This window comes from Streptomyces sp. NPDC090083, assembly GCF_044747445.1.
Lineage (GTDB): Bacteria > Actinomycetota > Actinomycetes > Streptomycetales > Streptomycetaceae > Streptomyces.
The window spans coordinates 333,066-358,764 of sequence record NZ_JBIVED010000001.1 but is presented as its reverse complement, the minus strand read 5'-3'; the positions used below and the strand labels follow the sequence as shown (position 1 = coordinate 358,764).

Here is a 25,699-nt window from a genome sequence, read left to right as displayed (position 1 = left end):
GAACATCCCGGAGAGTAGCGGTTCGTTCGAACTCGCATCCAGGTCTCGCCACAACTGTGGCCAATTTCAGCCGTCAACCAGCATGAAATGCCACGATAGTTGACACGACTCGCGTCGGGGCAGCAGGATCAAGGCGCCGCGAGAAGGCCGCATAGGCAAGAGGGGTGACCTCCCGATGGCGTATCAGGCAGGTGGGCAGCGGTCCGCGCCGCGACCCGCCCCCGAGAGTCCCGAGGCCCAGGCGTATCTCCTGGACTACGCCACGCTGTTGGAGGCCGTCCCTTTCCCGTCCGTCGTCGTGGACCACCGTTGGGACGTGGTGTCGACCAACGGCGCCTTCAAGTCACTTTTCCGGGCGGTCGGCCCGCATCCCACAGCGATGCCCGGTGACAACTTCCTTCGTTTCGTGCTCTTCCACCCCGACGCGAGCAGTGTTCTCGGTGCGCACGAGGCGAGTTGGTGCCTGCCGATGCTGGCCCACTTCGCCGCCGCCCTGGAGAGCCACGGACACGACCACGGCCTCCAGGCGATCCGCCGTGACATCGCCCAGGACCCCCTCATGGAGGCGGCCTACCGGCAGGGCCTGCCGCACTGGATCCGCGCGGTCGGCGAGGAGGCCGTGGAGCACGACGGCGCGGTCCGACCGCTGCTCCACCCCGACCCGCGCTGGGGTGCCACCGAGTGCCGTGTCGTCTGCGAGACCCCCAAGACCCTTGAGAACATGGGCTACACGCGCCTGACACTGGTCCTGCGCGAGGCCCGCCGCACACCTCCGGCGAGTGTCCGCAGGGCGGGTCGCGGCGCCGGTCACCTGAGGGTGGTCACGGCGTCCGAGTGAGCGCCGGCTCCGCATGGCCGTCCCAACAGGGCGCCCGTGCGGCCGAGTTCCGCCACTGCTCCAACTCCCACTCCACGCCCTTGAGTTCCACCGCTGCTCCAACTGTCCTCCTGCCGTGCCGAGTTCCGTCACCCCTCCGCGACGACCAGCACCAACGGCACCCCGTCGCACGGCACCAGCCGCGCCCCGCGCGCGAACCCCGCCCGGCCCGCAGCGAGCGCCTCGGCGAAGTCCGGGCCCTTGCTCAGCGAACCCACCAGATGCCGGGGATCGGTCGAAGCGGCCACCCGCCCACGGGCGTTGACCAGTCGGGCCGGACCCGGCAGCCGGTGCAGCATCGGCATCACGGCCGCCTCGAAGTGCCGTAGATAGACGTCCGCCGCGGCCACCCCGGTGAAGCGGCCCTCGGTCAGGACCGGCGCGGACAGGGTGAGGCTGTACTCCTCCGAGCAGAGGTAGTCGACGTACGGTCCCGCGACCGCCCGCTCGCCGGTGTCGCGGGGCAGCGCGAACCAGTCCCAGTGCGTGTAGTCCGCGTACGCCGAGTGCTCGGGATCGAGGTCGGGCAGCAGCGGCCGTATGCCACCGTCCGAGGTGGTCTGCCACCACTCCAGCCATGCCGGTACGTCGGCCAGCAGCCCCGGCGCGGCGACGAAACCGACGCCGGACACCAACTCGTGCCGGGTGAGCCGGAGATGGAGGCCCGGGCGGAGCGCGGCGAGGTCCGCGGTCGCCGGGCGGCGGCCCTGTGCGGCCACCTTGGCGAGCAGCGCCGTCGTGTCGGCGCGGGTCGCGGCCACGGCGTCGAACACGGACTCCAGAGCCGAGCGGACCCCGGCCGCGACGGACTGTTCGGGTGCCGTGGCCGGTGTTGCCGTCGCGAGGCTCATGCGTGCCCTCCAGCAGACGGGGAGCGGACGCGGTGGCGGCTACAGGGCGAGCCGCCGGGCGATGAGCCGGGCCGTCGATTCCTGCACGCACCGCTCGGCCAACTCCCTGGCCGAATCGTGGGCCCCATCTTGCACGGCCGAGATTACGGAGCGGTGACGGTCTGCGGCTTCTTCACGATATTCGTCGCTCCCGAGCACGAGACACAGCAGCGCGCCGACCTCGGTCTGCAACGCGACCTGTTCCCGGGTGAGGCGGGCCGACTGCGCGGCGGCGGCCAGCTCGACATGGAAGCGGCCGTACACCCGGCCGCGCGCCGCCGCGTCCTCGGCCTGTGTCAACTCATCGGCCGTACGCCGGAGTTGGAACAGATCCTCGGCCTCGGTGCGCTCCGCGGCGAGCCGGGCCGCGGTGCCGGACAGGGCCGCCCAGTGGTCGCCGAGGTCGCGCAGCTCCTCGGTGCTCCAGCCGCGCAGCCGGACCATCAGCCGCTCCTCGCCCGGGACTTCGGGCAGCGACACGAAGCTGCCGCCGCCGCGCCCCCGCCGGGTGGTGACCAGACCCTGCTGGCGCAGCGCCATCAGCGCCTCCCGCAGGGTCACCGTGGACACCCCGAGCTGCCCGGCGAGCTCGCTCTCGCCCGGCAGCTGCTCGCCGTCGGCGAGCAGTCCCAGTTCGATGGCGTCCCCGAGCCGGCTGACGACGGCGTCGACCCGCGCCCTGTTGTCGACCGGGGCGAAGACGGCTTTTCGGGCGCCGCCGTTGATGTGCTGCTCCTGGTTCACGGCCACCACCTTGCACGTTGACTCAAGCTTTACCCTAAGGGGGCCTTGAGATTTGAACTATGACTTCATATGTTTCCGTGCAACGTTACGGAGCACCAGAAAGGTTCCCGCCCATGGAGGGGATTGCGATCCGGCTGCGGGATCTGCGGAAATCGTTCGGCGAGACCACCGCGGTGGCGGGGGTCGACCTGGAGATCGCGGACGGCGAGTTCTTCTCGATGCTCGGCCCGTCCGGCTCGGGCAAGACGACCGTGCTCCGCATGATCGCCGGCTTCGAGAGCCCGACCGGCGGCACCATCGAACTCGCCGGCCAGGACGTCACCGGCCTCGCCCCCTTCGAGCGCGACGTCCACACCGTCTTCCAGGACTACGCCCTCTTCCCGCACATGACAGTCGAGGAGAACGTCGCCTACGGCCTCAAGGTCCGCAAGGTCCCCAAGCCGGAACGCCTCACCCGTGCCCGAAAAGCCCTCGCGGAGGTACGACTCGACGGCTACGGCAGGCGCCGCCCCGCCCAGCTCTCCGGCGGCCAGCGGCAACGCGTCGCCCTCGCCCGAGCCCTCGTCGGCCGCCCCGGCGTCCTCCTCCTCGACGAACCGCTCGGCGCCCTCGACCTCAAGCTCCGCGAGCAGATGCAGGTCGAACTCAAGTCGCTCCAGCGGGAGGTGGGCATCACCTTCGTCTTCGTCACCCACGACCAGGAGGAGGCTCTCACGATGAGCGACCGCGTCGCCGTCTTCAACGAGGGCCGCATCGAACAGGTCGGCACCCCCGCCGAGGTCTACGAACGCCCGGCGACCCCCTTCGTCGCCTCCTTCGTCGGCACCTCCAACCTGCTGGCAGGCGAGTCCGCCCAGCGGATCGTCGGCACCCCGGGCACCTACAGCATCCGGCCCGAGAAGATCCGCGTCCTCAAGGACGCCGCCGAACCCGGCACCCCGGACCACGAGAGCGCCGCCGGCACCGTCGCCGAAGTCGTCTACCTCGGGGACTCCACCCGCTTCCTCGTCGATCTCGACGCCGGCGGCCGGCTCACCGCGCTCCAGCAGAACCTGGAGACCTCCGCCGAGGACGTCGCCGCCTACCGCGGCAGCCGGGTGCGACTGCAATGGCACCGACGCCACACGGTGCACGTGCCCGACCCCCGCTGACCCGCCCGCTCCCGCACCCAGCGCCCACCCCCGCACCCAGCGCCCGACCCCGCTCCTCACCCCGCTCTTCTTCCAGCTCTTCTCCCGTCTCCTCACCCATCTCCTCCACCCATGGAGAACGCCGTGCGTCTCACCCGAACCCTCCAGGTCACGGCCTGCGCCGCCGTCCTGCTCGCCGCCACCGCCTGCGGCTCCTCCGACAGCGGCTCCTCCGGCGGCGGCCTCAACCCCCCTGATCTGAAAGCCCAGTCGAAGCTCGGCAAGAGCGAGGGCGAGGTCAACCTGATCGCCTGGGCCGGCTACGTCGAGGACGGCTCCAACGACCCCAAGGTGAACTGGGTCGCCGGCTTTGAGAAGCAGACCGGCTGCAAGGTCAACTCCAAGGTCGCCGCCAGCTCCGACGAGATGGTCAAACTGATGAAGACCGGGGAGTACGACGCCGTCTCCGCCTCCGGTGACGCCTCCCTGCGCCTCATCGCGTCCGGCGACGCGGCGCCCGTCAACACGGACCTGGTCCCCAACTACAAGGACGTCTTCCCCGATCTGAAGCTCCAGGCCTGGAACTCGGTCAAGGGCAAGGCCTACGGCATCCCGCACGGCCGCGGCGCCAACCTCCTGATGTACAACACCCAGAAGGTCTCCCCGGCCCCCACCTCCTGGGCCGCGGTCTTCGACGACGCCTCGCAGTACAAGGGCCATGTCACCGCCTACGACTCACCGATCTACATCGCCGACGCGGCCCTCTATCTCAAGGCCACCCAGCCCGGGTTGAAGATCAAGGACCCCTACGCGCTCGACCAGAAGCAGTTCGACGCCGCCGTCGCGCTGCTCAAGAAGCAGAACGCGGACATCGGTGAGTACTGGGGCGACTACCTCAAGGAGATCTCCGCCTTCAAGAGCGGTGACTCCGTCGTCGGCACCACCTGGCAGGTCATCGCCAACCTCACCGCCGCCGAGGGTGCCAAGGTCAAGGCCTTCGTCCCCAAGGAGGGTTCGACCGGCTGGTCCGACACCTGGATGATCTCCGCCAAGGCCAAGCACCCCAACTGCGCCTACCAGTGGCTCAACTGGATCGTCTCCCCGAAGGTCAACGCCCAGGTCGCCGAGTACTTCGGCGAGGCCCCCGCCAACGCCAAGGCCTGTGCCGAGACCAGCGACAAGAACTTCTGCACCACCTACCACGCCGCCGACACCGCGTACTGGAAGAACATCGCCTTCTGGAACACGCCCATCGAGCAGTGCCTCGACGGACGCACCGACGTCAGGTGCGTGCCGTACGCGAAGTGGGTCCAGGCCTGGACCGAGATCAAGGGCTGATTCATGTCCCTGCCGACCCGGACCGCGGGGGCGCTGTACCGGCGCCCCCGGCTGCGGCTCTCCCTGCTGCTCACCGCGCCGCTGCTGTGGCTCGCCGTGCTCTATCTCGGCTCGCTCGGCGTGCTGTTCGTCTCCGCGTTCTGGACGACGGACTCCTTCACCTCCCAGGTGGTGAAGGTCTGGTCGACCGACAACTTCCACGAGCTGTTCACGGTGCCCGTCTACCGCCAGGTCATCCTGCGCAGCATCGGCGTCGCGCTCGGCGTCACGGTCCTGTGCGCGGTGATCGCGTTCCCGCTCGCCTTCTACACGGCGCGCGTCGCGAAGGCGCGGTGGCGCCCGCTGCTGGTGGTCGCCATCCTCACCCCGCTGTGGGCCAGTTACCTCGTCAAGGTGTACGCGTGGCGGCTCATCCTGTCCCAAGGCGGCCTGGCCGACTGGGTGTTGAAGCCGTTCGGGCTGAGCGGCCCCGGGTTCGGACTGCCCGCCACCGTCCTCACCCTCACCTATCTCTGGCTGCCCTACATGGTCCTGCCGATCCACACCGCGCTGGAACAGCTGCCCGCCAACCTCCTCGACGCGTCGGCCGACCTGGGCGCGCGGGCCGGGCGGACCCTCCGGTCGGTGGTGCTGCCGATGGTGCTGCCGTCCGTCGCCGCCGGATCCGTCTTCACCTTCTCGCTCAGCCTCGGCGACTACATCACCGTCCAGATCGTCGGCGGCAAGACCCAGCTCATCGGCAACCTCGTCTACTCCAACATCGAACTCGACCTGCCCATGGCCGCCGCCCTCGGCACCGTCCCCGTCGTCGTCATCGTGGTGTACCTGCTCGCGATGCGCCGCACGGGCGCGCTCAGCAGCCTGTAGGCAGACCTCCACAGCCTCCGAAGGGGGTGACTCGTCATGCGACTCTCCCGTTCCGCGCGCATCGCCCTGCGCGTGGCCGCCGGGTTCGGCTTCGCGGTGATCTACGTCCCGCTCCTGCTCGTCCTCGTCAACTCCCTCAACCCGGACCGCAGCGCGAGCTGGCCGCCGTCCACCCTGACCTTCCACTGGTGGTCGGTCGCCTGGCAGAACTCCGGTGCCCGCACGGCCCTCTGGGTCTCCGTGAAGGCCGGGCTCGGCGCCACCGCCATCGCCCTCGTGCTCGGCACGCTGATCGCCTTCGCCGTGGCCCGGTACCGCTTCTTCGGCCGCGACGCCATCTCCTTCGTGGTCGTCCTGCCGATCGCGCTGCCCGGCATCGTCACGGGCATCGCCCTCAACTCGGCGTTCAGCACGGTACTGGAGCCGCTCGGTGTGGGCCTCGGCCTGTTCACGGTGATCGTCGGGCACGCGACCTTCTGCATCGTCGTCGTCTTCAACAACGTCGTCGCCCGCCTGCGACGCACCTCCGGGTCGTACGAGGAAGCCGCGATGGACCTGGGCGCCGACAGCTTCCGCGCCTTCGCCGACGTCACCTTCCCACTGGTGCGCTCGGCGCTCCTCGCGGGCGGACTGCTCGCGTTCGCGCTGTCCTTCGACGAGATCGTGGTCACCACGTTCACCGCCGGGCCCGGCATCGAGACCCTGCCGATCTGGATCTTCAACAACATGACCCGGCCCCAACAGGCCCCGGTCGTCAACGTGGTGGCCGCCGTGCTCGTCCTGCTCTCCGTGCTCCCGATCTACGTCGCCCAGCGGCTGTCCGCCGACACGGCCACGGCCAGCCGCGTCTGACGCCTCGTCGACCATGCGGGGGAATACGCCGGACGACTGGTCACCCTCCCCTCCTCGGGCGGGTGACCAGCCGACGCGTTCAGCCCGCGAACTCCCGCATCCACGCCTCGACTTCGTCGGCCGAGCGCGGCAGCCCCGCCGACAGGTTCTCGTACCCGTCGGCGGTCACCAGCAGGTCGTCCTCGATCCGCACGCCGATGCCCCGCCACTCCTCCGGCACCGTCAGGTCGTCGGGCTGGAAGTACAGGCCCGGCTCGACGGTGAGCACCATGCCCGGTTCCAGGACCCCGTCCACGTACTCCTCGCTCCGCGCCTGCGCGCAGTCGTGCACGTCGAGCCCGAGCATGTGCCCGGTGCCCGCCATCGTGAACCGCCGCTGCAGCGCCAGCTCGTAGGCCCGCTCGACCGGTCCCTCGATGAAGCCCCACTCCACCAGCCGTTCCACCAGCGACCGTTGGGCCGCCTCGTGGAAGTCCCGGTACCGCGCGCCCGGCTTCACCGCCGCCATGCCGGCCTCCTGGGCCTCGAACACCGCGTCGTAGACCTTGCGTTGGACGGGGGTGAACGTGCCGTTGATCGGGAGGGTGCGGGTGACGTCCGCGGTGTAGAGGCTGTGCGTCTCGACCCCCGCGTCCAGCAGGAGGAGTTCACCGGGGCGCACCGGGCCGTCGTTGTCGGTCCAGTGCATGATCGTGGCGTGCTCGCCGGCGGCGCAGATCGAGCCGTAGCCGACATGGTTGCCCTCGACGCGCGCCCGGCGGTAGAACGTGCCCTCGATCCAGCGCTCCGAGGTGGCGACCGCCTGGGACAACTCCCGTACGACATCGGTGAATCCGCGCACCGTGGAGTCGACCGCGCGGCGCATCTCGCCGATCTCCCACGCGTCCTTGACCAGCCGCAGCCCGGAGACGGCCGTCTCGAACTCGTCGTCGCGCTGCTCGTCGGTGTCGAGGGCCGCGTCCAGGTCCGGGGCGACCCCGCGCACGATGCGGGTGGGGGTCCCGGAGGCCTTCGCGAGGTCGTCGGCGAGCGTGCGGATGTCACGGCAGGGCAGGCCGAGCAGGAGGGCCGACTCGGCCAGGGTGCGGCGGCGGCCCATCCACAGCTCGGCGGTGTAGCCCGTCCAGAACTCGTCGCTGTCCCGGCTGTCGCGGGGGAGCTGGTAGCAGTGCGCGTCGTGGCCGCCGTCGGGGCGGGGCTCCAGGACGAGGGCGCCGTCGCGGGCCTGGTCGCCGGTCAGGTGCACATAGCCGGAGTACGGGCGGAACGGGTGGTGGTCGTCGTTCGAGCGGATCGCGAGGCCTCCGGAGGGCACGACCAGCCGCTCGCCCGGGAAGAGCGCGGACAGCGCGGCACGACGGCGTGCGGCGTGCGGTGCCTGCTCGGTCGGCTCCAGGTCCGTGCGCTCGGTGTCGGCCCAGCCGGTGCGCATCAGGGCGGACAGCTCGTCGGAGATTCCTCGGTACAGACCGTTCTTTCGGCCCTTGGCCACGACGGGCACCTCTTCCGTGTGTGGTGATTCCGGTTCCGTGGGTGGTGGTTCCGGGTGGGTGACATTCGGTTCGGAACATACCCAGCTAGAGAGACATGTGACATAGTACTGCCGTGAGCAAGCGACTGACCTGCGACGTCGTGGTCGTCGGAGCCGGAATGGTGGGCGCGGCCTGCGCCTTCTACGCGGCCCGGGCCGGCCTCGACGTGATCGTCGTGGACCGTGGCCCGGTCGCCGGCGGCACGACCGGGGCCGGCGAGGGCAACCTCCTCGTCTCCGACAAGGAACCCGGCCCCGAACTCGACCTCGCCCTCCTCTCCGCCCGCCTGTGGACCCAACTGGCCGAGGAGATCGGGGACTTCGTCGAGTACGAGGCGAAGGGCGGCCTCGTCGTCGCCTCCACGCCCGACGGACTCGCCGCGCTGGAGCGCTTCGCCGAGCAGCAGCGTGCCGCCGGGATCGTGGCCGCACCGGTCCGGGGCGACGCCCTCCACGACCTCGAACCCCACCTCGCCCCCGGCCTCCCGGGCGGCGTGCACTACCCCCAGGACAGCCAGGTGATGCCCGCCCTGGCCGCCGCCCACCTCGTCCGCGTCTCGGGCGCCCGCCTGCTCACCGGCCGCACGGTGACGGACGTACTCCTCACGCCGGACGGCACGGTCGACGGCGTCCGCACGGACCGGGGCGACCTCCTCGCCCCCACGGTCGTCAACGCGGCCGGCACCTGGGGCGGCGACCTCGCCGCCCTCGCCGGGGTCACCCTCCCCGTCCTCCCGCGCCGCGGCTTCGTCCTCGTCACCGAACCGCTCCCGCGCCTGGTCCGCCACAAGGTGTACGCCGCCGACTACGTGGCCGACGTGGCCAGCGACTCGGCCGCCCTGCAGACCTCACCGGTCGTGGAGGGCACCGCCGCCGGACCGGTCCTGATCGGCGCCAGCCGCGAACGCGTGGGCTTCGACCGGGAGTTCTCGCTGCCGGTCGTCCGGGCCCTCGCGGCGGGCGCGACCAGGCTGTTCCCCTTCCTGTCCGGCGTCCACGCGATGCGCTCCTACCTCGGCTTCCGCCCCTACATGCCGGACCACCTCCCCGCCATCGGCCCCGACTCCCGCGTCCCCGGCCTCGTCCACGCCTGCGGACATGAGGGCGCCGGCATCGGACTCGCCACCGGCACAGGGCACTTGATCGCCCAGCTGCTCTCCGGCACGACCCCGGACCTCGACCCGGCACCCTTCCGGCCCGACCGCTTCCCCGAGGAGGAGCCCGCGTGAACTCCCCGCTGCACCTGGCCGACGCCCACCCGGGCCCGGCCTTCACGGTCACCCTCGACGGACGTGACATCGAGGCCCTGCCCGGCCAGACCGTCGCCGCCGCGCTCTGGACGTCAGGCGTGACCTCCTGGCGCACCACGCGCGGCGAGGGCCGCCCGCGGGGAGTCTTCTGCGGGATCGGCGTCTGCTACGACTGCCTCGTCACCGTCAACGACCGCCCCAACCAACGGGCCTGCCTGGTGCCCGTGCACCCGGGAGACGCCATCCGCACGCAGGAGGGAACGGGTCACGATGACTGACGACCGACCGCACCTCGCCGTCATCGGCGCGGGCCCGGCGGGACTCGCCGCCACGGTGGCCGCCGCCGCCCACGGCGTCCGCGTCACCCTGATCGACTCGGCGCCCCGGGCCGGCGGCCAGTTCTACCGCAGGCCCGCCGCCGAACTCGACGCCCGGCGTCCCCAGGCCCTGCATCACCAGTGGCGGACCTGGGAACGGCTCGCCGACTCCCTCGCCCACCACGTGGCGGCAGGCCGCGTCACGCATATGACGGACCATCATGTCTGGCTCGTGGAGCGGGGGTTGAAGGGCACGCCCGGAGCCGCCGGACCTGTCGGCTTCACCGTGCACGCCCTCCTCGGTCCCGCCCAGGAGACCTCGGCCGAGGTGGGCGCGGACGCCGTCCTCCTCGCCACCGGCGGCTACGAGAAGGTCCTCCCGTTCCCCGGCTGGACCGTTCCGGGAGTCCTCACCGCGGGCGGCGCCCAGGCCATGCTCAAGGGCAGCCTCGCCGTCTCCGGCCGCACCGCCGTGGTCGCGGGCACCGGTCCGCTCCTCCTCCCCGTGGCGACCGGCCTCGCGGCGGCGGGCGTCGAGGTGGCCGCGCTCGTCGAGTCCACCGACCCCAGGGCGTTCCTGCGGCGGACCCGCGCGCTCGCCGCCCAGCCCGGCAAGATCGCCGAGGGCGCTCAGTACGCGGCCCGGCTCCTGCGCCACCGTGTCACGTTGCTCACCCGGCACACGGTCGTGGAGGCGCACGGCGACGACCGGCTGGAGGCGGTGACCGTCGCCGCGCTCGACGCCGACGGGCGGGCGAGGCCCGGCACCGAACGCCGGATCGCCTGCGACACCCTCGCCGTCGGCCACGGCATGCTCCCGCACACCGACCTCGCCGAGACCCTGGGCTGCCGGCTCGACGGGACCGGCGTCCACGTCGACGACGAGCAGCGCACCGACGTCCCCGGCGTCTGGGCGGCCGGCGAGACCACCGGCATCGGCGGCGCCGCCCTCTCCCTCGCCGAGGGCCACATCGCGGGACGCTCCGCCGCGGCGCGCCTCAACGGCGCGGAACCGGACCGGAGTTCGTGGGCGCCCGCCGCCAGGTCCCGCGGCAGGCTGCGGGAGTTCTCCGCCGCGCTCGACACCGTGTACGCGCCGCCCGCCCACTGGACCGACCTCGTCACCGACGACACCGTCGTCTGCCGCTGCGAGGAGGTCACCGCGGGAGCGATCCGCGAGGCCGTGGACGGGCTCGGCGCCGGAGACGTCCGCACGGTGAAACTGCTGACCCGGGCCGGGATGGGCTGGTGCCAGGGGCGGATGTGCGGGCCCGCCGTGGCGGGGCTGACCGGGTGCGCGCTCACACCGTCCCGGCGGCCGTTCGCCCGACCCGTGCCGCTGGGGGTGCTGGCCCGCGCCGGGGAGACCCGGGACGCGGAAGAGACCGAGGACGACTGACCGCCGACCATTGACCGCACCCGGTATCTCACCGCACCCGGTACCCGACCGCAGCGTCCGAGCAACAGTAAAATGTCACACCCCATTGAGAGGGGACTCCTCATGACCTCCACGTCCACCGCCACCACCCCCGCGAACCGCCCCTGGCGTGGCGTCCTCGTCGCCACCGCGCTCCCGCTCACCGACGAACTCGCCGTCGACCACGACAAGTTCGCCGAGCACTGCGCCTGGCTGGTCGAGAACGGCTGTGACGGCGTCGTCCCGAACGGTTCGCTGGGCGAGTACCAGGTGCTCACCCCGGAGGAGCGCGCCAAGGTCGTCGAGACGGCGGTCGCCGCGATCGGCGGTGCCCGGGTGATGCCCGGCGTCGCCGCCTACGGTTCCGCCGAGTCCCGCCGCTGGGCCGAGCAGGCCCGCGACGCGGGCTGCGCCTCCGTGATGCTGCTGCCGCCCAACGCCTACCGGGCCGACGAGCGTTCGGTCCTCGCGCACTATGCGGAGGTCGCGAAGGCGGGCCTGCCGATCGTGGCGTACAACAACCCCATCGACACCAAGGTCGACCTGGTGCCGGAACTGCTCGCGAAGCTGCACGGCGAGGGGTACATCCAGGCCGTCAAGGAGTTCTCCGGCGATGTCCGCCGGGCCTACCAGCTCGCCGAACTCGCCCCGGAACTGGACCTGTTGATCGGCGCAGACGACGTCCTGCTGGAGCTCGCGCTCGCGGGTGCGAAGGGCTGGGTGGCCGGTTACCCGAACGCGCTGCCCGGCGCGAGCGTCGAGCTGTACCACGCGGCCGTGGACGGCGACCTGGCCACCGCGAAGAAGCTGTACGAGCAGCTGCACCCGCTGCTGCGCTGGGACTCCAAGGTCGAGTTCGTGCAGGCCATCAAGCTGTCCATGGACATCGTCGGCCGGCACGGCGGCCCGGTCCGTCCGCCGCGCGTCCCGCTGCTGCCCGAGCAGGAGGCGACCGTGCGGGCGGCGACGGAGAAGGCGGTCGCGGCGGGGCTCGCCTAGACAACGGCACCACGGTCCACCGGAATCCACCAGGAGCGTCATGCGCAGCAAACTCGTCCTGCACGCCGTCGACTCGCACACCGAGGGCATGCCCACCCGTGTGATCACCGGCGGGATCGGCACCATCCCCGGTGCGACCATGAACGAGCGGCGGCTGTACTTCCGCGAACACCGCGACCACATCCGGCAGTTCCTGATGAACGAGCCGCGCGGCCACTCCGCGATGAGCGGTGCGATCCTGCAGCCGCCGACCCGCCCCGACTGCGACTGGGGCGTCGTCTACATCGAGGTCTCCGGGTATCTGCCGATGTGCGGGCACGGCACGATCGGTGTCGCCACCGTGCTCGTCGAGACGGGCATGGTCGAGGTCGTCGAACCGGTCACCACCATCCGGCTCGACACCCCGGCCGGGCTCGTCGTCGCCGAGGTCGCCGTGGAGAACGGCGCCGCCCGGCACGTCACCCTGAAGAACGTCCCGTCGTTCTCCGTCGGCCTGGACCGCGAGATCACCCTCGCCGACGGACGGACGGTGACCTACGACATGGCGTACGGCGGCAACTTCTACGCCATCCTGCCGCTGGACGAGTTCGGGCTGCCCTTCGACCGTGCCCGCAAGGACGACATCATCAAGGCGGGCCTGTCCCTCATGGAGGCGATCAACGCCGAGGAGGAGCCCGTCCATCCCGAGGACGCCTCGATCCGCGGCTGCCACCATGTCCACCTGTACGCGCCCGGCGCCACCGCCCGGCACTCCCGGCACGCGATGGCGATCCACCCGGGCTGGTTCGACCGCTCGCCCTGCGGCACGGGCACCAGCGCCCGCATGGCGCAGCTGCACGCACGCGGCGAACTCCCGCTGCACACCGAGTTCGTGAACGAGTCCTTCATCGGCACCCGGTTCACCGGACGACTGCTCGACACCACCGAGGTCGCCGGCGTCCCGGCGGTCCTGCCCAGCTTCACCGGCCGCGCCTGGATCACCGGCACCGCCCAGTACCTGCTCGACCCCGCCGACCCGTTCCCGGGCGGATTCGTCCTCTGATCCGGGGATAATGGCGGGTCACGCGTGACATTGCATCATGAGGAGATTCGATGGCCGTCCAGCGCGCCAGCGCCCCGACCAGCACCGCTCCGGACCTGCCCACGCTGGGCGGCAGGAAGAGCAGCTACCGCGAGCGGGTCGTCGACGCCCTGCGGGCCGCGATGATCGCGGGGGAGCTGCGGCCCGGCGAGGTGTACTCCGCCCCGACGCTCGCCGCCCGCTTCGGCGTCTCGGCGACCCCGGTGCGCGAGGCGATGCTGGACCTCGCCAAGGAGGGGCTGGTCGACACCGTCCCGAACAAGGGGTTCCGGGTCACCGCCGTCTCCGAGAAGCAGCTCGACGAGTACACCCAGATCCGCGCCCTGATCGAGATCCCCACGGTGGTGGGGCTCGCCGCAAGCGCCGACCCCGTCTCGCTGGAGGCGCTGCGCCCGGCCGCCCGGGAGATCGTCCACGCGGCCGTGGCCGGCGACCTCATCGCCTACGTCGAGGCCGACACCCGCTTCCATCTCGGACTGCTCGCCCTCGCGGGCAACGCCCACCTCGTCGAGGTCGTTGGTGATCTGCGGGGGCGCTCGCGGCTCTACGGGCTGACCGCGCTCGTCGAGGCCGGACGTCTGCTGGCCTCCGCCCAGGAGCACTTGGAGCTGCTGGACGCGCTCGTGGACCGGGACGAACGGGCCGTGCGTGAGATCATGACCCGGCACCTGGGACACGTCCGCGGCCTGTGGGCCGCCCACGACTGACGGGGGCCGGGAGCGGCGATCGGCTTGATCCGACCGCCCCATAACGCAAACCACTTGCGTATCTTGCGCTATTCTTGCGCACATGACGCGACGACTTGCTGAGGTGGCGAAGAAGGTCGGGGTCAGCGAGGCCACGGTCAGCCGGGTGCTCAACGGCAAACCCGGTGTCTCCGAGCCCACCCGGCAGGCGGTGCTGTCGGCCCTCGACGTTCTCGGCTACGAACGGCCCACGCAGCTGCGCGGTGAACGCGCGCGGCTCGTGGGCCTCGTACTGCCCGAACTGCAGAACCCCATCTTCCCCGCCTTCGCCGAGGTGATCGGCGGCGCGCTCGCCCAACTCGGTCTCACCCCGGTGCTCTGCACCCAGACCAAGGGCGGGGTCTCCGAGGCCGACTACGTGACGCTGCTGCTGCAACAGCAGGTCTCCGGCGTGGTGTTCGCGGGTGGGCTCTACGCGCAGGCGGACGCCCCGCACGACCACTACCGGCTGCTCGCCGAGCGCAACATCCCGGTCGTCCTGGTCAACGCGGCCATCGACCACCTCGGTTTCCCCGCCGTGTCCTGCGACGACGCGGTCGCCGTCGAGCAGGCCTGGCGGCACCTCGCCTCCCTCGGTCACGAGCGCATCGGGCTCGTCCTCGGCCCCGCCGACCACATGCCGTCGGCGCGGAAGCTGACCGCCGCGCGGGCCATCGCGGCGGACCTGCCGGACGAGTTCGTGGCCCGGGCGATCTTCTCCATCGAGGGCGGGCACGCCGCCGCCTCCCGGCTCATCGACCGGGGCGTCACGGGCATCATCTGCGCCAGCGACCCGCTCGCACTGGGTGCGGTGAGGGCCGCGCGGCGCAAGGGACTTGATGTTCCAGCGGAAATTTCCGTCGTCGGTTACGACGATTCCGCCTTCATGAACTGCACCGAGCCCCCGCTGACCACCGTCCGCCAGCCCATCGAGGCCATGGGCCGGGCCGCCGTGGAGCTGCTGAACTCGCAGGTCGGCGGCACCGCCGTACCGGCCGAGGAGCTGCTCTTCGAACCGGAACTGGTAGTGCGTGGTTCCACCGCGCAAGCCCCGCGCGGCTGACCGGCACTCTGCTGTCGAATAATTACAGATTCTGCGCGACATCTTGCGGACGGATGTCGGCGGTGCTTGAGTGTGCGGCGCCCACCGCTCCTGCCCAGAGGGGTCCACCGATGAGAAGCACCGGGTTCCGCCGCACCTTCGCCGCGATCGGCGTCTGTTCTCTCGCGCTCACCGCCGCCGCCTGCGGGTCCGGCGACGACTCGGCGAGCGGCAAGACGCGCATCACGGTCAACTGCCAGCCGCCCAAGAGCGCCAAAGTCGACCGCTCGTTCTTCGACTCCGATGTCGCGGCCTTCGAGAAGAAGAACCCCGACATCGACGTCGTCACCCATGACGCGTTTCCCTGCCAGGATCCGAAGACCTTCGACGCGAAGCTCGCCGGCGGCCAGATGGAGGACGTGTTCTACACGTACTTCACCGACGCCAAGCACGTCGTCGACATCAACCAGGCGGCCGATCTCACGCCGTACATCAAGGAGTTGAAGAGCTACGACACGCTGCAGAAGCAGCTGCGGGACATCTACACCGTGGACGGCAAGATCTACGGCATCCCGCGCACCGGCTACTCGATGGGCCTGATCTACAACCGCAAGCTCTTCCAGCAGGCCGGTCTCGACCCCGACAAGGCGCCCACCACCTGGGCCGAGGTCCGGGCCGACGCCAAGAAGATCGCCGCACTCGGCAACGGCACCGTCGGCTACGCCGACTACAGCGCCCAGAACCAGGGCGGTTGGCACTTCACCGCCGAGATGTACTCCCAGGGCGGCGACGTCGTCAGCGCCGACGGCAAGAAGGCCACCATCGACACGCCCCAGGGCCACGCCGTGCTGCAGAACCTGCACGACATGCGCTGGACCGACAACTCGATGGGCAGCAAGCAGCTCCTCGTCATCAACGACGTGCAGCAGCTGATGGGTTCGGGCAAGCTCGGCATGTACCTCTCCGCGCCGGACAACATCCCGATCCTGGTCAAGGAGAAGGGCGGCAACTACGACGACCTCGCCCTCGGCCCGATGCCCGGCGGCCAGGGCACGCTCATCGGCGGCGACGGCTACATGTTCAACAAGCACGACACGCCCGCCCAGATCCGCGCCGGCCTCAAGTGGCTCGACAACATGTTCCTCACCCCGGGCAGCGGTTTCCTCGGCGACTACGCCCGTGCCAAGAAGTCCAACGCCCCCGTCGGACTGCCCGAGCCCCGGCTCTTCACCGGCGCCGCCGACGCCAAGGACCAGCAGGTCAAGAAGGCCAACTCCAATGTCCCGGTGCAGAACTACCAGGCCTTCCTCGACGGCAACCAGTCGCTCCAGATGAAGATCGAGCCGCCGGACGCCCAGCAGATCTACTCCGTCCTCGACGGGGCCGTCTCCGCCGTCCTCACCAAGAAGGACGCGAACATCGACCAACTCCTCAAGGACGCCTCCGGAAAGATCGACGGCATCCTGGCCCGGGGCTGACCCGATGACCCGAACGGCCACCAGGCGACCCGTCGAGACGACCCACGTACGGCAGGTCCAGGCGCCGCCCCCGGCAGGGGGCCAGGGGCGGCGCCGCCTCCTCGACCAGGCCCGCGCCTACGCCTTCCTCATCGGCGGCCTGATCTGCTTCGCCCTGTTCTCCTGGTACCCGGCGATCCGCGCCGTCGTGATCGCCTTCCAGAAGTACACGCCCGGCTCCCCGCCCGAGTGGGTCGGCACCGCCAACTTCACCCAGGTCTGGCACGACCCCGAGTTCGCGTCGGCCTGGCGCAACACCCTCGTCTTCACGGTGCTGGCCCTGCTCATCGGCTTCGCGATCCCCTTCGTACTCGCCCTGGTCCTCAACGAGTTGAGGCACTGGAAGGCGTTCTTCAGGGTCGTCGTCTACCTCCCGGTGATGATCCCGCCGGTGGTCACGGCCCTGCTGTGGAAGTGGTTCTACGACCCGGGAGCCGGCCTCGCCAACGAGACGCTGCGCTTCCTGCACCTGCCCACCTCGAACTGGTCCAACGGCACCGACACCGCCCTCGTCTCCCTGGTGATCGTGGCCACGTGGGCCAACCTGGGCGGCACCGTCCTGATCTACCTGGCCGCGCTCCAGTCCATCCCGGGCGAGCTGTACGAGGCGGCCGAACTGGACGGCGCGAGCCTGCTGCAACGCGTCCGGCATGTGACGATCCCTCAGACCCGTTTCGTCATCCTGATGCTGATGCTCCTTCAGATCATCGCCACGATGCAGGTGTTCACCGAACCGTTCGTCATCACCGGCGGCGGACCCGAGAGCGCCACCGTCACCGTCCTCTACCTCATCTACAAATACGCCTTCCTCTACAACGACTTCGGCGGCGCCTGCGCGCTCAGCGTGATGCTCCTCGTGCTGCTCGGTGTCTTCTCGGCCCTCTATCTGCGGCTCACCCGATCCGGAGAGGACGACCTGTGACCACCCGCACGCTGCTCTCCCCGGCGAGCCTCGCCCGACCGCGCGGCAGGGCCGTCTACTGGACCGTGTTCAGCGGCGTCGTCGTGCTCTTCGCCCTCGCCTTCCTCTTCCCGGTGTACTGGATGGTGACCGGCGCGATGAAGTCGCCGGACGAGATCGCGCAGACCCCGCCCACGATCGTGCCCCACCAGCTGCACATCAGCGGGTACACCGACGCCTGGGACCTGATGCAGCTCCCGGAGCACCTGTGGAACACGGTGGTCCAGGCCGCCGGCGCCTGGGCGTTCCAGCTGGTCCTGTGCACGGCCGCCGCCTACGCCCTGTCCAAACTGAAGCCCGCCTTCGGCAAGGTGATCCTCGGCGGCATCCTGGCGACGCTGATGGTCCCGGCGCAGGCCCTGGTCGTCCCCAAGTACCTGACCGCCGCCGACCTCCCGCTGATCCACACCAGCCTGCTCAACAGCCCGCTCGGCATCTGGCTCCCGGCCGTCGCCAACGCCTTCAACCTGTATCTCCTCAAGCGGTTCTTCGACCAGCTCCCGCGCGATGTCATGGAGGCCGCCGAGATCGACGGCGCAGGGAAACTCCGCATCCTGTGGTCCATCGTGCTGCCCATGTCCCGGCCGGTGCTCGGCGTCGTGTCGATCTTCGCGCTCGTCGCCGTCTGGCAGGACTTCCTGTGGCCGCTGATGGTCTTCTCCGACACCGACAAGCAACCGATCAGCGTGGCACTCGTCCAGCTGTCGCAGAACATCCAACTGACCGTGCTCATCGCCGCGATGGTGATCGCGAGCATCCCCATGGTCGCGATGTTCCTGGTCTTCCAGCGGCACATCATCGCCGGTATCAGCGCGGGCAGCACGAAGGGCTGACGCCGCCCCCTCGACGCCCCCCGACCGAAAGGCCAGCACCGTGGGACAGCCCACCCCTGCCCAGAGCCACGACGACTGGTGGCGCACCGCCGTCATCTACCAGGTCTACGTCCGCAGCTTCGCGGACGGCGACGGCGACGGCACCGGCGACCTCGCGGGAGTCCGCTCCCGGCTGCCGTATCTCGCCGAACTCGGCGTGGACGCCCTGTGGTTCAACCCCTGGTACCTGTCACCGCTGAAGGACGGCGGCTACGACGTCGCCGACTACCGCACCATCGACCCGGCCTTCGGATCGCTCGCCGAGGCCGAGAAACTCATCGCCGAGGCGCGGGAGCTGGGAATCCGCACGATCGTCGACATCGTGCCCAACCACGTCTCCGACCAGCACCCGTGGTTCCGTGCCGCCCTCGCCGGCGGACCCGAACGCGAGCTGTTCCACTTCCGCCCGGGACGCGGCGAGCACGGTGAACTCCCGCCCAACGACTGGCCGTCGCAGTTCGCCGGCTCCACCGAACCGGTCTGGACCCGGCTGCCCGACGGCGACTGGTACCTCCATCTGTTCACCCCCGAACAGCCCGACCTCAACTGGGCCCACCCGGCGGTGCGCCAGGAGCACGAGGACATCCTGCGCTTCTGGTTCGAGCGCGGTGTCGAAGGCGTCCGCATCGACTCGGCGGCCCTGCTCGCCAAGGACCCGGACCTGCCCGACTTCGTCGACGGACGCGACCCGAACCCCTTCGTCGACCGCGACGAACTCCACGACATCTACCGCTCCTGGCGGGCCGTCGCCGACGAGTACGGCGCGATCTTCGTCGGCGAGGTCTGGCTCCCCGACACCGAGCGCTTCGCCCGCTATCTGCGCCCCGACGAACTGCACACCGCCTTCAACTTCTCGTTCCTGTCCTGCCCCTGGGACCCGGACCGGCTGCGCGCCTCGATCGACGAGACCCTCGCCGAGCACGCCCCGATCGGCGCCCCCGCCACCTGGGTGCTGTGCAACCACGACGTGACCCGCACGGTCACCCGCTACGGCCGCGAGGACACCGGCTTCGAGTTCGCGACCAAGGCCTTCGGCACCCCGACCGACCTCGCCCTCGGCACCCGGCGCGCCCGGGCCGCCGCCCTGCTCTCACTGGCCCTGCCCGGTGTGGTCTACCTCTACCAGGGGGAGGAGCTGGGGCTGCCCGAGGTCGAACTGCCCGCCGACCGTATTCAGGATCCGATGTACTTCCGCTCCGGCGGCACCGACCCGGGCCGGGACGGCTGCCGGGTGCCGCTGCCCTGGGCCGAGGACGCGCCGTACGCGGGCTTCGGTTCACGGGGCGAGCCGTGGCTGCCGCAGCCGGCCGACTGGGCATCGTATGCGGTCGACCGTCAGCAGCGGACCGTCGACTCCATGCTCAACCTGTACCGCCACGCGATCCGCCTCCGGCCGGTCTTCGGCGACGGCCCCCTCACCTGGCTGCCCGCCTCCGACGGTGTGCTCGCCTTCACCCGCGCGGAGGGCGTGATCTGCGTGGTCAACCTCGCCGACGCGCCCGCCGACCTCCCCGCGCACACCCGGCTCCTGCTCACCAGCGGCCCCCTGGACGACCAGGGCAGGCTGCCGCGGGACACGGCGGCCTGGCTGCACACCGCCTAGCCGCCGGCCTCCGGCCGCCACCCCGCATCCGCTGTCCCCGCACCCCCACCTCGAAGGGATCGGCACATGCACAGCACCATCCTCCCCTCCCTCAGGCGCATGCCCGTCATCGGTACGGCTGTCGCGCTCGCCGCCGGCACGCTCGTCGCCCTGGCTCCCGGCGCCGCCCACGCGGCCCCGGGCGCCACCCTCCCCTTCACCTCCGTCGAGGCCGAGTCGGCCACCACCACCGGCACGAGGATCGGCCCCGACTACACCCAGGGGACGGTCGCCTCCGAGGCGTCCGGGCGGCAGGCCGTACGGCTCGGGTCCGGGCAGCGGGTCGAGTTCACCGTGCCGCGCGCGGCCAACGCCGTGAACGTGTCCTACAACGTCCCGGACGGCCAGAGCGGCAGCCTCGACGTGTACGTCAACGGCGTCAAGATCAGCAGAACCCTCCCCGTGACGTCCAAGTACTCGTACGTCGACACCAGTTGGATCGCCGGCGCCAAGACCCACCACTTCTTCGACAACGCGCGCCTCCTGCTCGGCCAGAACGTCCAGCAGGGCGACAAGGTCGCGCTGGTGGCCACGGGGGTCCAGGTCACCGTCGACGTCGCCGACTTCGAACAGGTCGCCGGGGCCGCCGCGCAGCCCTCCGGTTCGGTCTCCGTGGTCTCCAAGGGCGCCGACCCCAGCGGCGCGGGCGACTCCACCCAGGCCTTCCAGGACGCCATCTCCGCCGCGCAGGGAGGAGTGGTGTGGATCCCGCCGGGCGACTACCGGCTCACCTCCTCGCTCAGCGGGGTGCAGAACGTGACGCTGCAGGGCGCCGGTCAGTGGTACTCCGTCGTGCACACCTCGCGCTTCATCGACCAGACCAGCTCCTCCGGCGGCGTCCACATCAAGGACTTCGCGGTCATCGGCGAGGTCACCGAACGCGTCGACTCCAACCCGGACAACTTCGTCAACGGATCGCTGGGACCCGGCAGTTCGGTCTCCGGGATGTGGATCCAGCACCTCAAGGTCGGCCTCTGGCTCACCGGCAACAACGACAACCTCGTCGTCGAGAACAACCGCATCCTCGACACCACCGCCGACGGCCTCAACCTCAACGGCAACGCCCACGGCGTCGTCGTCCGCAACAACTTCCTCCGCAACCAGGGCGACGACTCCCTCGCCATGTGGTCGCTCAACTCCCCGGACACCAACAGCAGTTTCGAGAACAACACCATCTCGCAGCCCAACCTCGCCAACGGCATCGCGATCTACGGCGGCACGAACATCGCGGTCAGGAACAACCTGGTCTCCGACACCAACGCCCTCGGCAGCGGCATCGCGATCTCCAACCAGAAGTTCCTCGACCCCTTCTCCCCGCTCGCCGGAACGATCACGGTCGACGGCAACACCCTCGTCCGCACCGGCGCGATCAACCCCAACTGGGGCCACCCCATGGGCGCGTTGCGCGTCGACTCCTACGACAGCGCGGTCAACGCCACCGTCAACATCACCAACACGACGATCAGCAGCAGCCCGTACAGCGCCTTCGAGTTCGTGTCCGGCGGCGGGCATGGCTACTCCACCGGAAACGTCACCGTCAGCGGGGCGAACGTGCAGAACACCGGCACGGTCGTCGTCCAGGCCGAGGCACAGGGCGCGGCCAAGTTCAGCAACGTACAGGCCGCCGGGGTCGGGGTGGCCGGCATCTACAACTGCCCCTACCCGTCCGGCTCCGGGGCCTTCACCCTCACCGACGGCGGCGGCAACTCCGGCTGGAGCAGCACCTGGTCGGACTGCTCGGCCTGGCCGCAGCCCGGCCAGGGCACCCCGCCCCCGGACCAGAACGCCAACCTCGCCAAGGGCCGCCCGGCCACCGCGACCGGCTCGCAGGACGTGTACACGCCCGGCAAGGCGGTCGACGGCGACGCGAACTCCTACTGGGAGTCCGCCAACAACGCCTTCCCGCAGGCCCTGACGGTCGACCTCGGCGCCAACCGGGCGGTGCGCAGGCTGGTGCTGAAGCTGCCGCCGTCCTCCGCGTGGGGCGCGCGCACGCAGACGCTGTCCGTGCTGGGCAGCACCGACGGCTCGTCCTACTCGACCGTCGCCGGCTCCACCGGCTACCGCTTCGACCCGGCGTCCGGGAACACCGTCACCGTCGCCCTGCCCAGCGGCACGAACCTGCGCTACCTGCGGCTCAACGTCACCGCCAACACCGGCTGGCCCGCGGCGCAGTTGAGCGAGGTGGAGGCCTACCTCACTTCGTGAGCCGGTCCTGCACCGGGAGAGTCCCGCGCTTCGCCGCCTGGATCTGCTCGTAGACATGGGTCCGCAGTTCGGCGAAGCGCGGGGCGACCCGGGTGTGCAACTGGTCGCGTTCCAGGGGCAGATCGACCTTCAGCTGCTCCTGAACGACGGTCGGGGACGCGGACAGCACGACGACCCGCTCGCCCAGGTAGACGGCCTCGTCGATGTCGTGCGTGACGAACAGGATCGTGATGCCGCGCTCCCGCCACAACCCCCGCACCAGGTCCTCCAGATCGGCCCGGGTCTGCGCGTCGACCGCCGCGAACGGCTCGTCCATCAGCAGGACCTCGGGCTCGTAGGCGAGCGCGCGGGCGATGGCGACCCGCTGCTGCATCCCGCCGGACAGCTGCCACGGATACGCTCCCGCCGCCTCCGTCAGACCGACCGACTCCAGCGCGTCCGCGACCAGTTCGCGCCGCCGATCCTTCGACACGTCCTTCTGTTTCAGAGGGAGTTCGACGTTCTCGCCGACCCGCATCCACGGGAAGAGACTGCGTCCGTACTCCTGGAACACGAACGCCATCCCGGGCGGCGGACCGGTCACCTTCCGTCCGCCCAGGAGGACTTCGCCCGCGGTGGGCGCGAGCAGGCCGGCCATGCATTTCAGCAGGGTCGTCTTGCCGCAGCCCGACGGGCCGACGAGACAGACGAGTTCACCGGCGTCGACGGTGAAGGTGAGGTCCCGTACCGCCTCCACCCGGCGACCGGAACCCTCGTAGACCTTCCGCAGGCCGGATACGTCGAGTTGCGCGTGCATGGACCGCCCTTTCATGAGCGTCACGAGGACCGGCGGGTGGCGGCGCGCAGGCCGTGGTACCAGCCGAGCACCCGCCGCTCGACCACCTGGAAGACGACGGAGAGCAGGAATCCCAGGATCCCGAGAACGAGGATGCCCGTCCACATGTCCGGTAGGGCGAAGCTGCGTTGGAACTGGACGATGGTGAAGCCCAGTCCGTCGGTGGCCGCGAACATCTCGCTGATGACCATGAGGATGATCCCGATGGACAGCGCCTGGCGCAGGCCCGCGAAGATCTGCGGGCTCGCCGAGCGCAGCACCAGCGAGCGCAGCCGGGCGAGGCCCGTCACGCCGTAGGAGAGGGCCGTCTCCTTCATGACCGGGTCGACCGCGCGGACGCCCTCGACGGTGTTGAGGAGGACGGGCCAGACGCAGCCGCTGGCGATGACGACAATCTTCATCGTGTCGCCGATGCCCGCGAACAGCATGATGACCGGGACCAGCACCGGAGGCGGTACGGCGCGCAGGAACTCCAGGACCGGTTCGCACACCGCGCGGACCCGGCGGTACGAGCCGATCACCGTGCCGAGCGCGACACCGACGACGGCCGCCGTGGCGTAACCGGCCGCGAGGCGCAGGACGCTGGGCAGGACGTCCGTCCTGAGGCGGTGGCCGGTCCATACGTCGGGGAAGGTCGTGAGGATCGTGCGCAGCGGCGGCCAGTACACGTTGGTGCTGCCGTCCGAGGCCAGCCACCACAGGGCGATCAGGACGGCCGGGAGGGCGACGACGAACAGCAGCCGGATCAGGGTCCGCCTCACACCGTCACCTCCCCGCGCACCGACTGGTGCCAGGCCAGCGCCCGCCGTTCCACGGTGCGCGCGCCCACGTTGATGACGAGCCCCAGCAGTCCGGTCACCACGATCAGCGCGTACATCTCGGGCACGGCCTGCGAGCTCTGGGCGACCGCGATGGTCGCGCCCAACCCCGGTGCGCCGATGACCAGTTCGGCGGTGATGGTGAGGATCAGCGCGACGGCCGCCGCGAGCCGCACGCCGGTCATGACGTACGGCAGCGCGCTCGGCCACAGCACGTGCCGGACCCGTGCCCAGGTGCCGAGACCGTACGACCGCGCCGTCTCCTCGGCGACCGGGTCCACGTCCTGGACGCCGTAGAGGACCTGGATCAGGATCTGCCAGAAGGAGGCGTAGACGACGAGCAACAGCACCGACTTCAGCTGGGTGCCGTACAACAGCACGGCCAGCGGGATGAGGGCGACGGACGGGATCGGGCGGAGGAACTCGATCGTGGAGGCCGTGGCCTCGCGGAGGTGGGGGACCACGGAGAGCAGGACGCCCGCGGCGATGCCCGCGCCGACGGCGATCGCGAGGCCCAGGGCCCAGCCGGTCAGGGTGTCCCCGAGGGCCGACCAGAACGCGCCGTCCGCGAGCTCGTCCCAGAACGCGGAGGCGATGCGGCTGGTGGGCGGGAAGTAGGCCTGCTTGACGATGCCGACGCGCGGCACGACCTCGCCGAGGGCGAGGAAGGCCGCGAGCCCGGCCGCACCGAGTGCGGTGTTCTGTCCCTTCACGGCAGCAGCTTGTCCAGGTCGGGGGCCGTCTTGAAGAGGCCGTCCGTCACGCTCAGCCGCGCCAGCGCCTCGATCGACGAACGATTCGGGTCCGCGGGCCACTTGGGCAGGATCACCTTGGCCAGCACACTGGCGGGCACCTTCGTGTAGGTGGCGACGATCTGCCGGACCTCGTCCGGGTGGGCGTCGGCGTAGGCCAGGGACTCGGCGGTGGCCTCCTGGAACTTCTTCACGGTGTCCGGGTTCTTCGCGGCGTACGCCAGCGAGGTGAAGTACATGGCGACGGTGAGGTTCTTCGCCACGTCCACCATCGGCCAAGCGATCTGCTGGGCGCCCTGGCTCAGCATGGTGGTCAGCGCGGGTTCGACGGCCATGGCGGCGTCGATCTGGCCCTTGTCCAGCGCGGCCGGCATCTGGTCGAAGGCCAGCTCGACGAACTTGACCTTGTCCGGGTCGCCGCCGGCCTTGCGGACGGATTCGCGGACGGCGGTCTCGTTGATGTTCTTCAGCGTGTTGACCGCGACCTTCTTCCCCTCCAGCTCCTTCGCCGACTTCAGGCTGCTGCCCTTCTTGACGACGAGCGCGCCGAAGTCCTTGCCGGACACGCCCGTTGAAGCGACGCCGTTGGCGATGGCCTTCACCGGCACGTTCTGCGACTGGGCGAGCATCAGCGAGGTCATGTTGGAGAAGCCGAACTGGAACTGGCCGCTGACCACTCCCGGCACGATGGCCGCGCCGCCCTGCGCGAGGGTCATCGACAGTTTCAGGCCGTGCTTGCCGAAGAAGCCCTTCTTCTGGCCGAGGTAGAGCGGGGCGACGTCGACGATGGGGATGACGCCCACCTTGACGGTCGTGGTGCCTCCGGACGACGCGCTCTTCGACGAACCCGACCCGCCGGACGAGCCGCAGGCCGCGGTGGCGAGCAGAAAGGTGCCGACCGTGAGGCCGGCGAGCAGACGACGCATGGCTCCTCCTGTGCAGACAACGGTGTTCCGACAGGCTGTGCGCACAGCGCACAGGGGTGCTCTTCTTGGTGTTCAGCGGGAAGGTAGAACCCGGCGTCCGACCGGGTC

The 25,699-nt window shown here is 70.4% G+C and carries 24 protein-coding genes; 17 read left to right on the top strand and 7 right to left on the bottom strand.

The window, feature by feature from the left end; all coding sequences use genetic code 11:
- The first annotated feature begins 175 nt into the window (after positions 1–175).
- Positions 176–838: a hypothetical protein gene (locus tag ACIPTO_RS01515; protein ID WP_401188463.1), complete on the top strand. Its 663-nt coding sequence runs from the start codon at positions 176–178 to the stop codon at positions 836–838.
- A 128-nt stretch (positions 839–966) separates the two neighbouring features.
- Here the strand turns inward: ACIPTO_RS01515 and ACIPTO_RS01510 are convergent, their stop codons facing one another.
- Both ACIPTO_RS01510 and ACIPTO_RS01505 read right to left on the bottom strand, forming a co-directional pair.
- Complete coding sequence (locus tag ACIPTO_RS01510; RefSeq protein WP_401188460.1) at positions 967–1,728, bottom strand: cache domain-containing protein; 762 nt, start codon at positions 1,726–1,728, stop codon at positions 967–969.
- A 39-nt stretch (positions 1,729–1,767) separates the two neighbouring features.
- Complete coding sequence (locus tag ACIPTO_RS01505; protein ID WP_401188457.1) at positions 1,768–2,511, bottom strand: FadR/GntR family transcriptional regulator; 744 nt, start codon at positions 2,509–2,511, stop codon at positions 1,768–1,770.
- A gap of 113 nt (positions 2,512–2,624) precedes the next feature.
- On the opposite strand from ACIPTO_RS01505, the gene ACIPTO_RS01500 reads away from it, so the two are divergent.
- The 4 genes from ACIPTO_RS01500 (at position 2,625) to ACIPTO_RS01485 (ending at position 6,698) form a co-directional block, all read left to right on the top strand.
- Positions 2,625–3,662 (top strand): ABC transporter ATP-binding protein, encoded by a 1,038-nt coding sequence (locus ACIPTO_RS01500; protein ID WP_401188454.1) that lies wholly within the window; start codon positions 2,625–2,627, stop codon positions 3,660–3,662.
- A 123-nt stretch (positions 3,663–3,785) separates the two neighbouring features.
- Positions 3,786–4,979 carry an ABC transporter substrate-binding protein gene (locus tag ACIPTO_RS01495; RefSeq protein ID WP_401188451.1) on the top strand — a complete coding sequence of 398 codons (1,194 nt, stop codon included), beginning with the start codon at positions 3,786–3,788 and terminating at the stop codon, positions 4,977–4,979.
- A gap of 3 nt (positions 4,980–4,982) precedes the next feature.
- A complete protein-coding gene (locus ACIPTO_RS01490) occupies positions 4,983–5,846 on the top strand; it encodes an ABC transporter permease (RefSeq protein WP_366311271.1) in 864 nt (287 codons plus the stop codon).
- Positions 5,847–5,882: 36 nt separating this feature from the next.
- Positions 5,883–6,698 (top strand): ABC transporter permease, encoded by an 816-nt coding sequence (locus tag ACIPTO_RS01485; RefSeq protein ID WP_366311269.1) that lies wholly within the window; start codon positions 5,883–5,885, stop codon positions 6,696–6,698.
- 79 nt (positions 6,699–6,777) lie between these two features.
- On the opposite strand, the gene ACIPTO_RS01480 is transcribed toward ACIPTO_RS01485, so the two are convergent.
- Positions 6,778–8,190, bottom strand: coding sequence for an aminopeptidase P family protein (locus ACIPTO_RS01480; protein WP_401188447.1), 1,413 nt, complete (start codon positions 8,188–8,190; stop codon positions 6,778–6,780).
- Between the two features lie 113 nt (positions 8,191–8,303).
- On the opposite strand from ACIPTO_RS01480, the gene ACIPTO_RS01475 reads away from it, so the two are divergent.
- The 12 genes from ACIPTO_RS01475 (at position 8,304) to ACIPTO_RS01420 (ending at position 22,260) form a co-directional block, all read left to right on the top strand.
- Entirely contained in the window at positions 8,304–9,458 is a 1,155-nt protein-coding gene (locus ACIPTO_RS01475) for an NAD(P)/FAD-dependent oxidoreductase (RefSeq protein WP_401188444.1), read from the top strand.
- Complete coding sequence (locus tag ACIPTO_RS01470) at positions 9,455–9,757, top strand: (2Fe-2S)-binding protein (RefSeq protein WP_401188442.1); 303 nt, start codon at positions 9,455–9,457, stop codon at positions 9,755–9,757. Before ACIPTO_RS01475 ends, ACIPTO_RS01470 begins: the two co-directional genes overlap by 4 nt.
- On the top strand, positions 9,750–11,195 hold the full coding sequence (locus tag ACIPTO_RS01465) for an FAD-dependent oxidoreductase (RefSeq protein WP_401188439.1): 1,446 nt from the start codon (positions 9,750–9,752) through the stop codon (positions 11,193–11,195). Before ACIPTO_RS01470 ends, ACIPTO_RS01465 begins: the two co-directional genes overlap by 8 nt.
- A 102-nt stretch (positions 11,196–11,297) precedes the next feature.
- Complete coding sequence (locus ACIPTO_RS01460; RefSeq protein WP_401188436.1) at positions 11,298–12,212, top strand: dihydrodipicolinate synthase family protein; 915 nt, start codon at positions 11,298–11,300, stop codon at positions 12,210–12,212.
- Positions 12,213–12,252: 40 nt separating this feature from the next.
- On the top strand, positions 12,253–13,254 hold the full coding sequence (locus ACIPTO_RS01455) for a proline racemase family protein (RefSeq protein WP_401188433.1): 1,002 nt from the start codon (positions 12,253–12,255) through the stop codon (positions 13,252–13,254).
- Positions 13,255–13,304: 50 nt separating this feature from the next.
- Positions 13,305–14,000: a GntR family transcriptional regulator gene (locus tag ACIPTO_RS01450; RefSeq protein ID WP_366311255.1), complete on the top strand. Its 696-nt coding sequence runs from the start codon at positions 13,305–13,307 to the stop codon at positions 13,998–14,000.
- An 82-nt stretch (positions 14,001–14,082) separates the two neighbouring features.
- A complete protein-coding gene (locus tag ACIPTO_RS01445) occupies positions 14,083–15,081 on the top strand; it encodes a LacI family DNA-binding transcriptional regulator (RefSeq protein WP_366311253.1) in 999 nt (332 codons plus the stop codon).
- Between the two features lie 110 nt (positions 15,082–15,191).
- Positions 15,192–16,538 (top strand): ABC transporter substrate-binding protein, encoded by a 1,347-nt coding sequence (locus tag ACIPTO_RS01440; RefSeq protein ID WP_401188430.1) that lies wholly within the window; start codon positions 15,192–15,194, stop codon positions 16,536–16,538.
- A 4-nt stretch (positions 16,539–16,542) separates the two neighbouring features.
- Complete coding sequence (locus tag ACIPTO_RS01435; RefSeq protein WP_401188427.1) at positions 16,543–17,499, top strand: carbohydrate ABC transporter permease; 957 nt, start codon at positions 16,543–16,545, stop codon at positions 17,497–17,499.
- Entirely contained in the window at positions 17,496–18,371 is an 876-nt protein-coding gene (locus tag ACIPTO_RS01430) for a carbohydrate ABC transporter permease (RefSeq protein ID WP_366311247.1), read from the top strand. The genes ACIPTO_RS01435 and ACIPTO_RS01430 overlap by 4 nt, the downstream gene beginning before the upstream one ends.
- A gap of 40 nt (positions 18,372–18,411) precedes the next feature.
- Complete coding sequence (locus ACIPTO_RS01425; protein WP_401188426.1) at positions 18,412–20,013, top strand: glycoside hydrolase family 13 protein; 1,602 nt, start codon at positions 18,412–18,414, stop codon at positions 20,011–20,013.
- Positions 20,014–20,079: 66 nt separating this feature from the next.
- Entirely contained in the window at positions 20,080–22,260 is a 2,181-nt protein-coding gene (locus ACIPTO_RS01420) for a discoidin domain-containing protein (protein ID WP_401188424.1), read from the top strand.
- On the opposite strand, the gene ACIPTO_RS01415 is transcribed toward ACIPTO_RS01420, so the two are convergent.
- The 4 genes from ACIPTO_RS01415 to ACIPTO_RS01400 are packed head-to-tail and all read right to left on the bottom strand — an operon-like array spanning position 22,250 to position 25,591.
- The gene (locus ACIPTO_RS01415; RefSeq protein WP_401188421.1) at positions 22,250–23,056 is read right to left on the bottom strand and encodes an ABC transporter ATP-binding protein; all 807 of its coding nucleotides are present in this window, start codon (positions 23,054–23,056) and stop codon (positions 22,250–22,252) included. The two genes, ACIPTO_RS01420 and ACIPTO_RS01415, sit on opposite strands and share 11 nt — an antisense overlap.
- Before the next feature lie 20 nt (positions 23,057–23,076).
- Positions 23,077–23,856, bottom strand: a complete 780-nt coding sequence (locus ACIPTO_RS01410; protein ID WP_401188418.1) for an ABC transporter permease — start codon at positions 23,854–23,856, stop codon at positions 23,077–23,079.
- Positions 23,853–24,626, bottom strand: coding sequence for an ABC transporter permease (locus ACIPTO_RS01405; protein WP_401188415.1), 774 nt, complete (start codon positions 24,624–24,626; stop codon positions 23,853–23,855). Before ACIPTO_RS01405 ends, ACIPTO_RS01410 begins: the two co-directional genes overlap by 4 nt.
- Entirely contained in the window at positions 24,623–25,591 is a 969-nt protein-coding gene (locus ACIPTO_RS01400; RefSeq protein ID WP_401188413.1) for an ABC transporter substrate-binding protein, read from the bottom strand. Before ACIPTO_RS01400 ends, ACIPTO_RS01405 begins: the two co-directional genes overlap by 4 nt.
- Positions 25,592–25,699 lie beyond the last annotated feature (108 nt).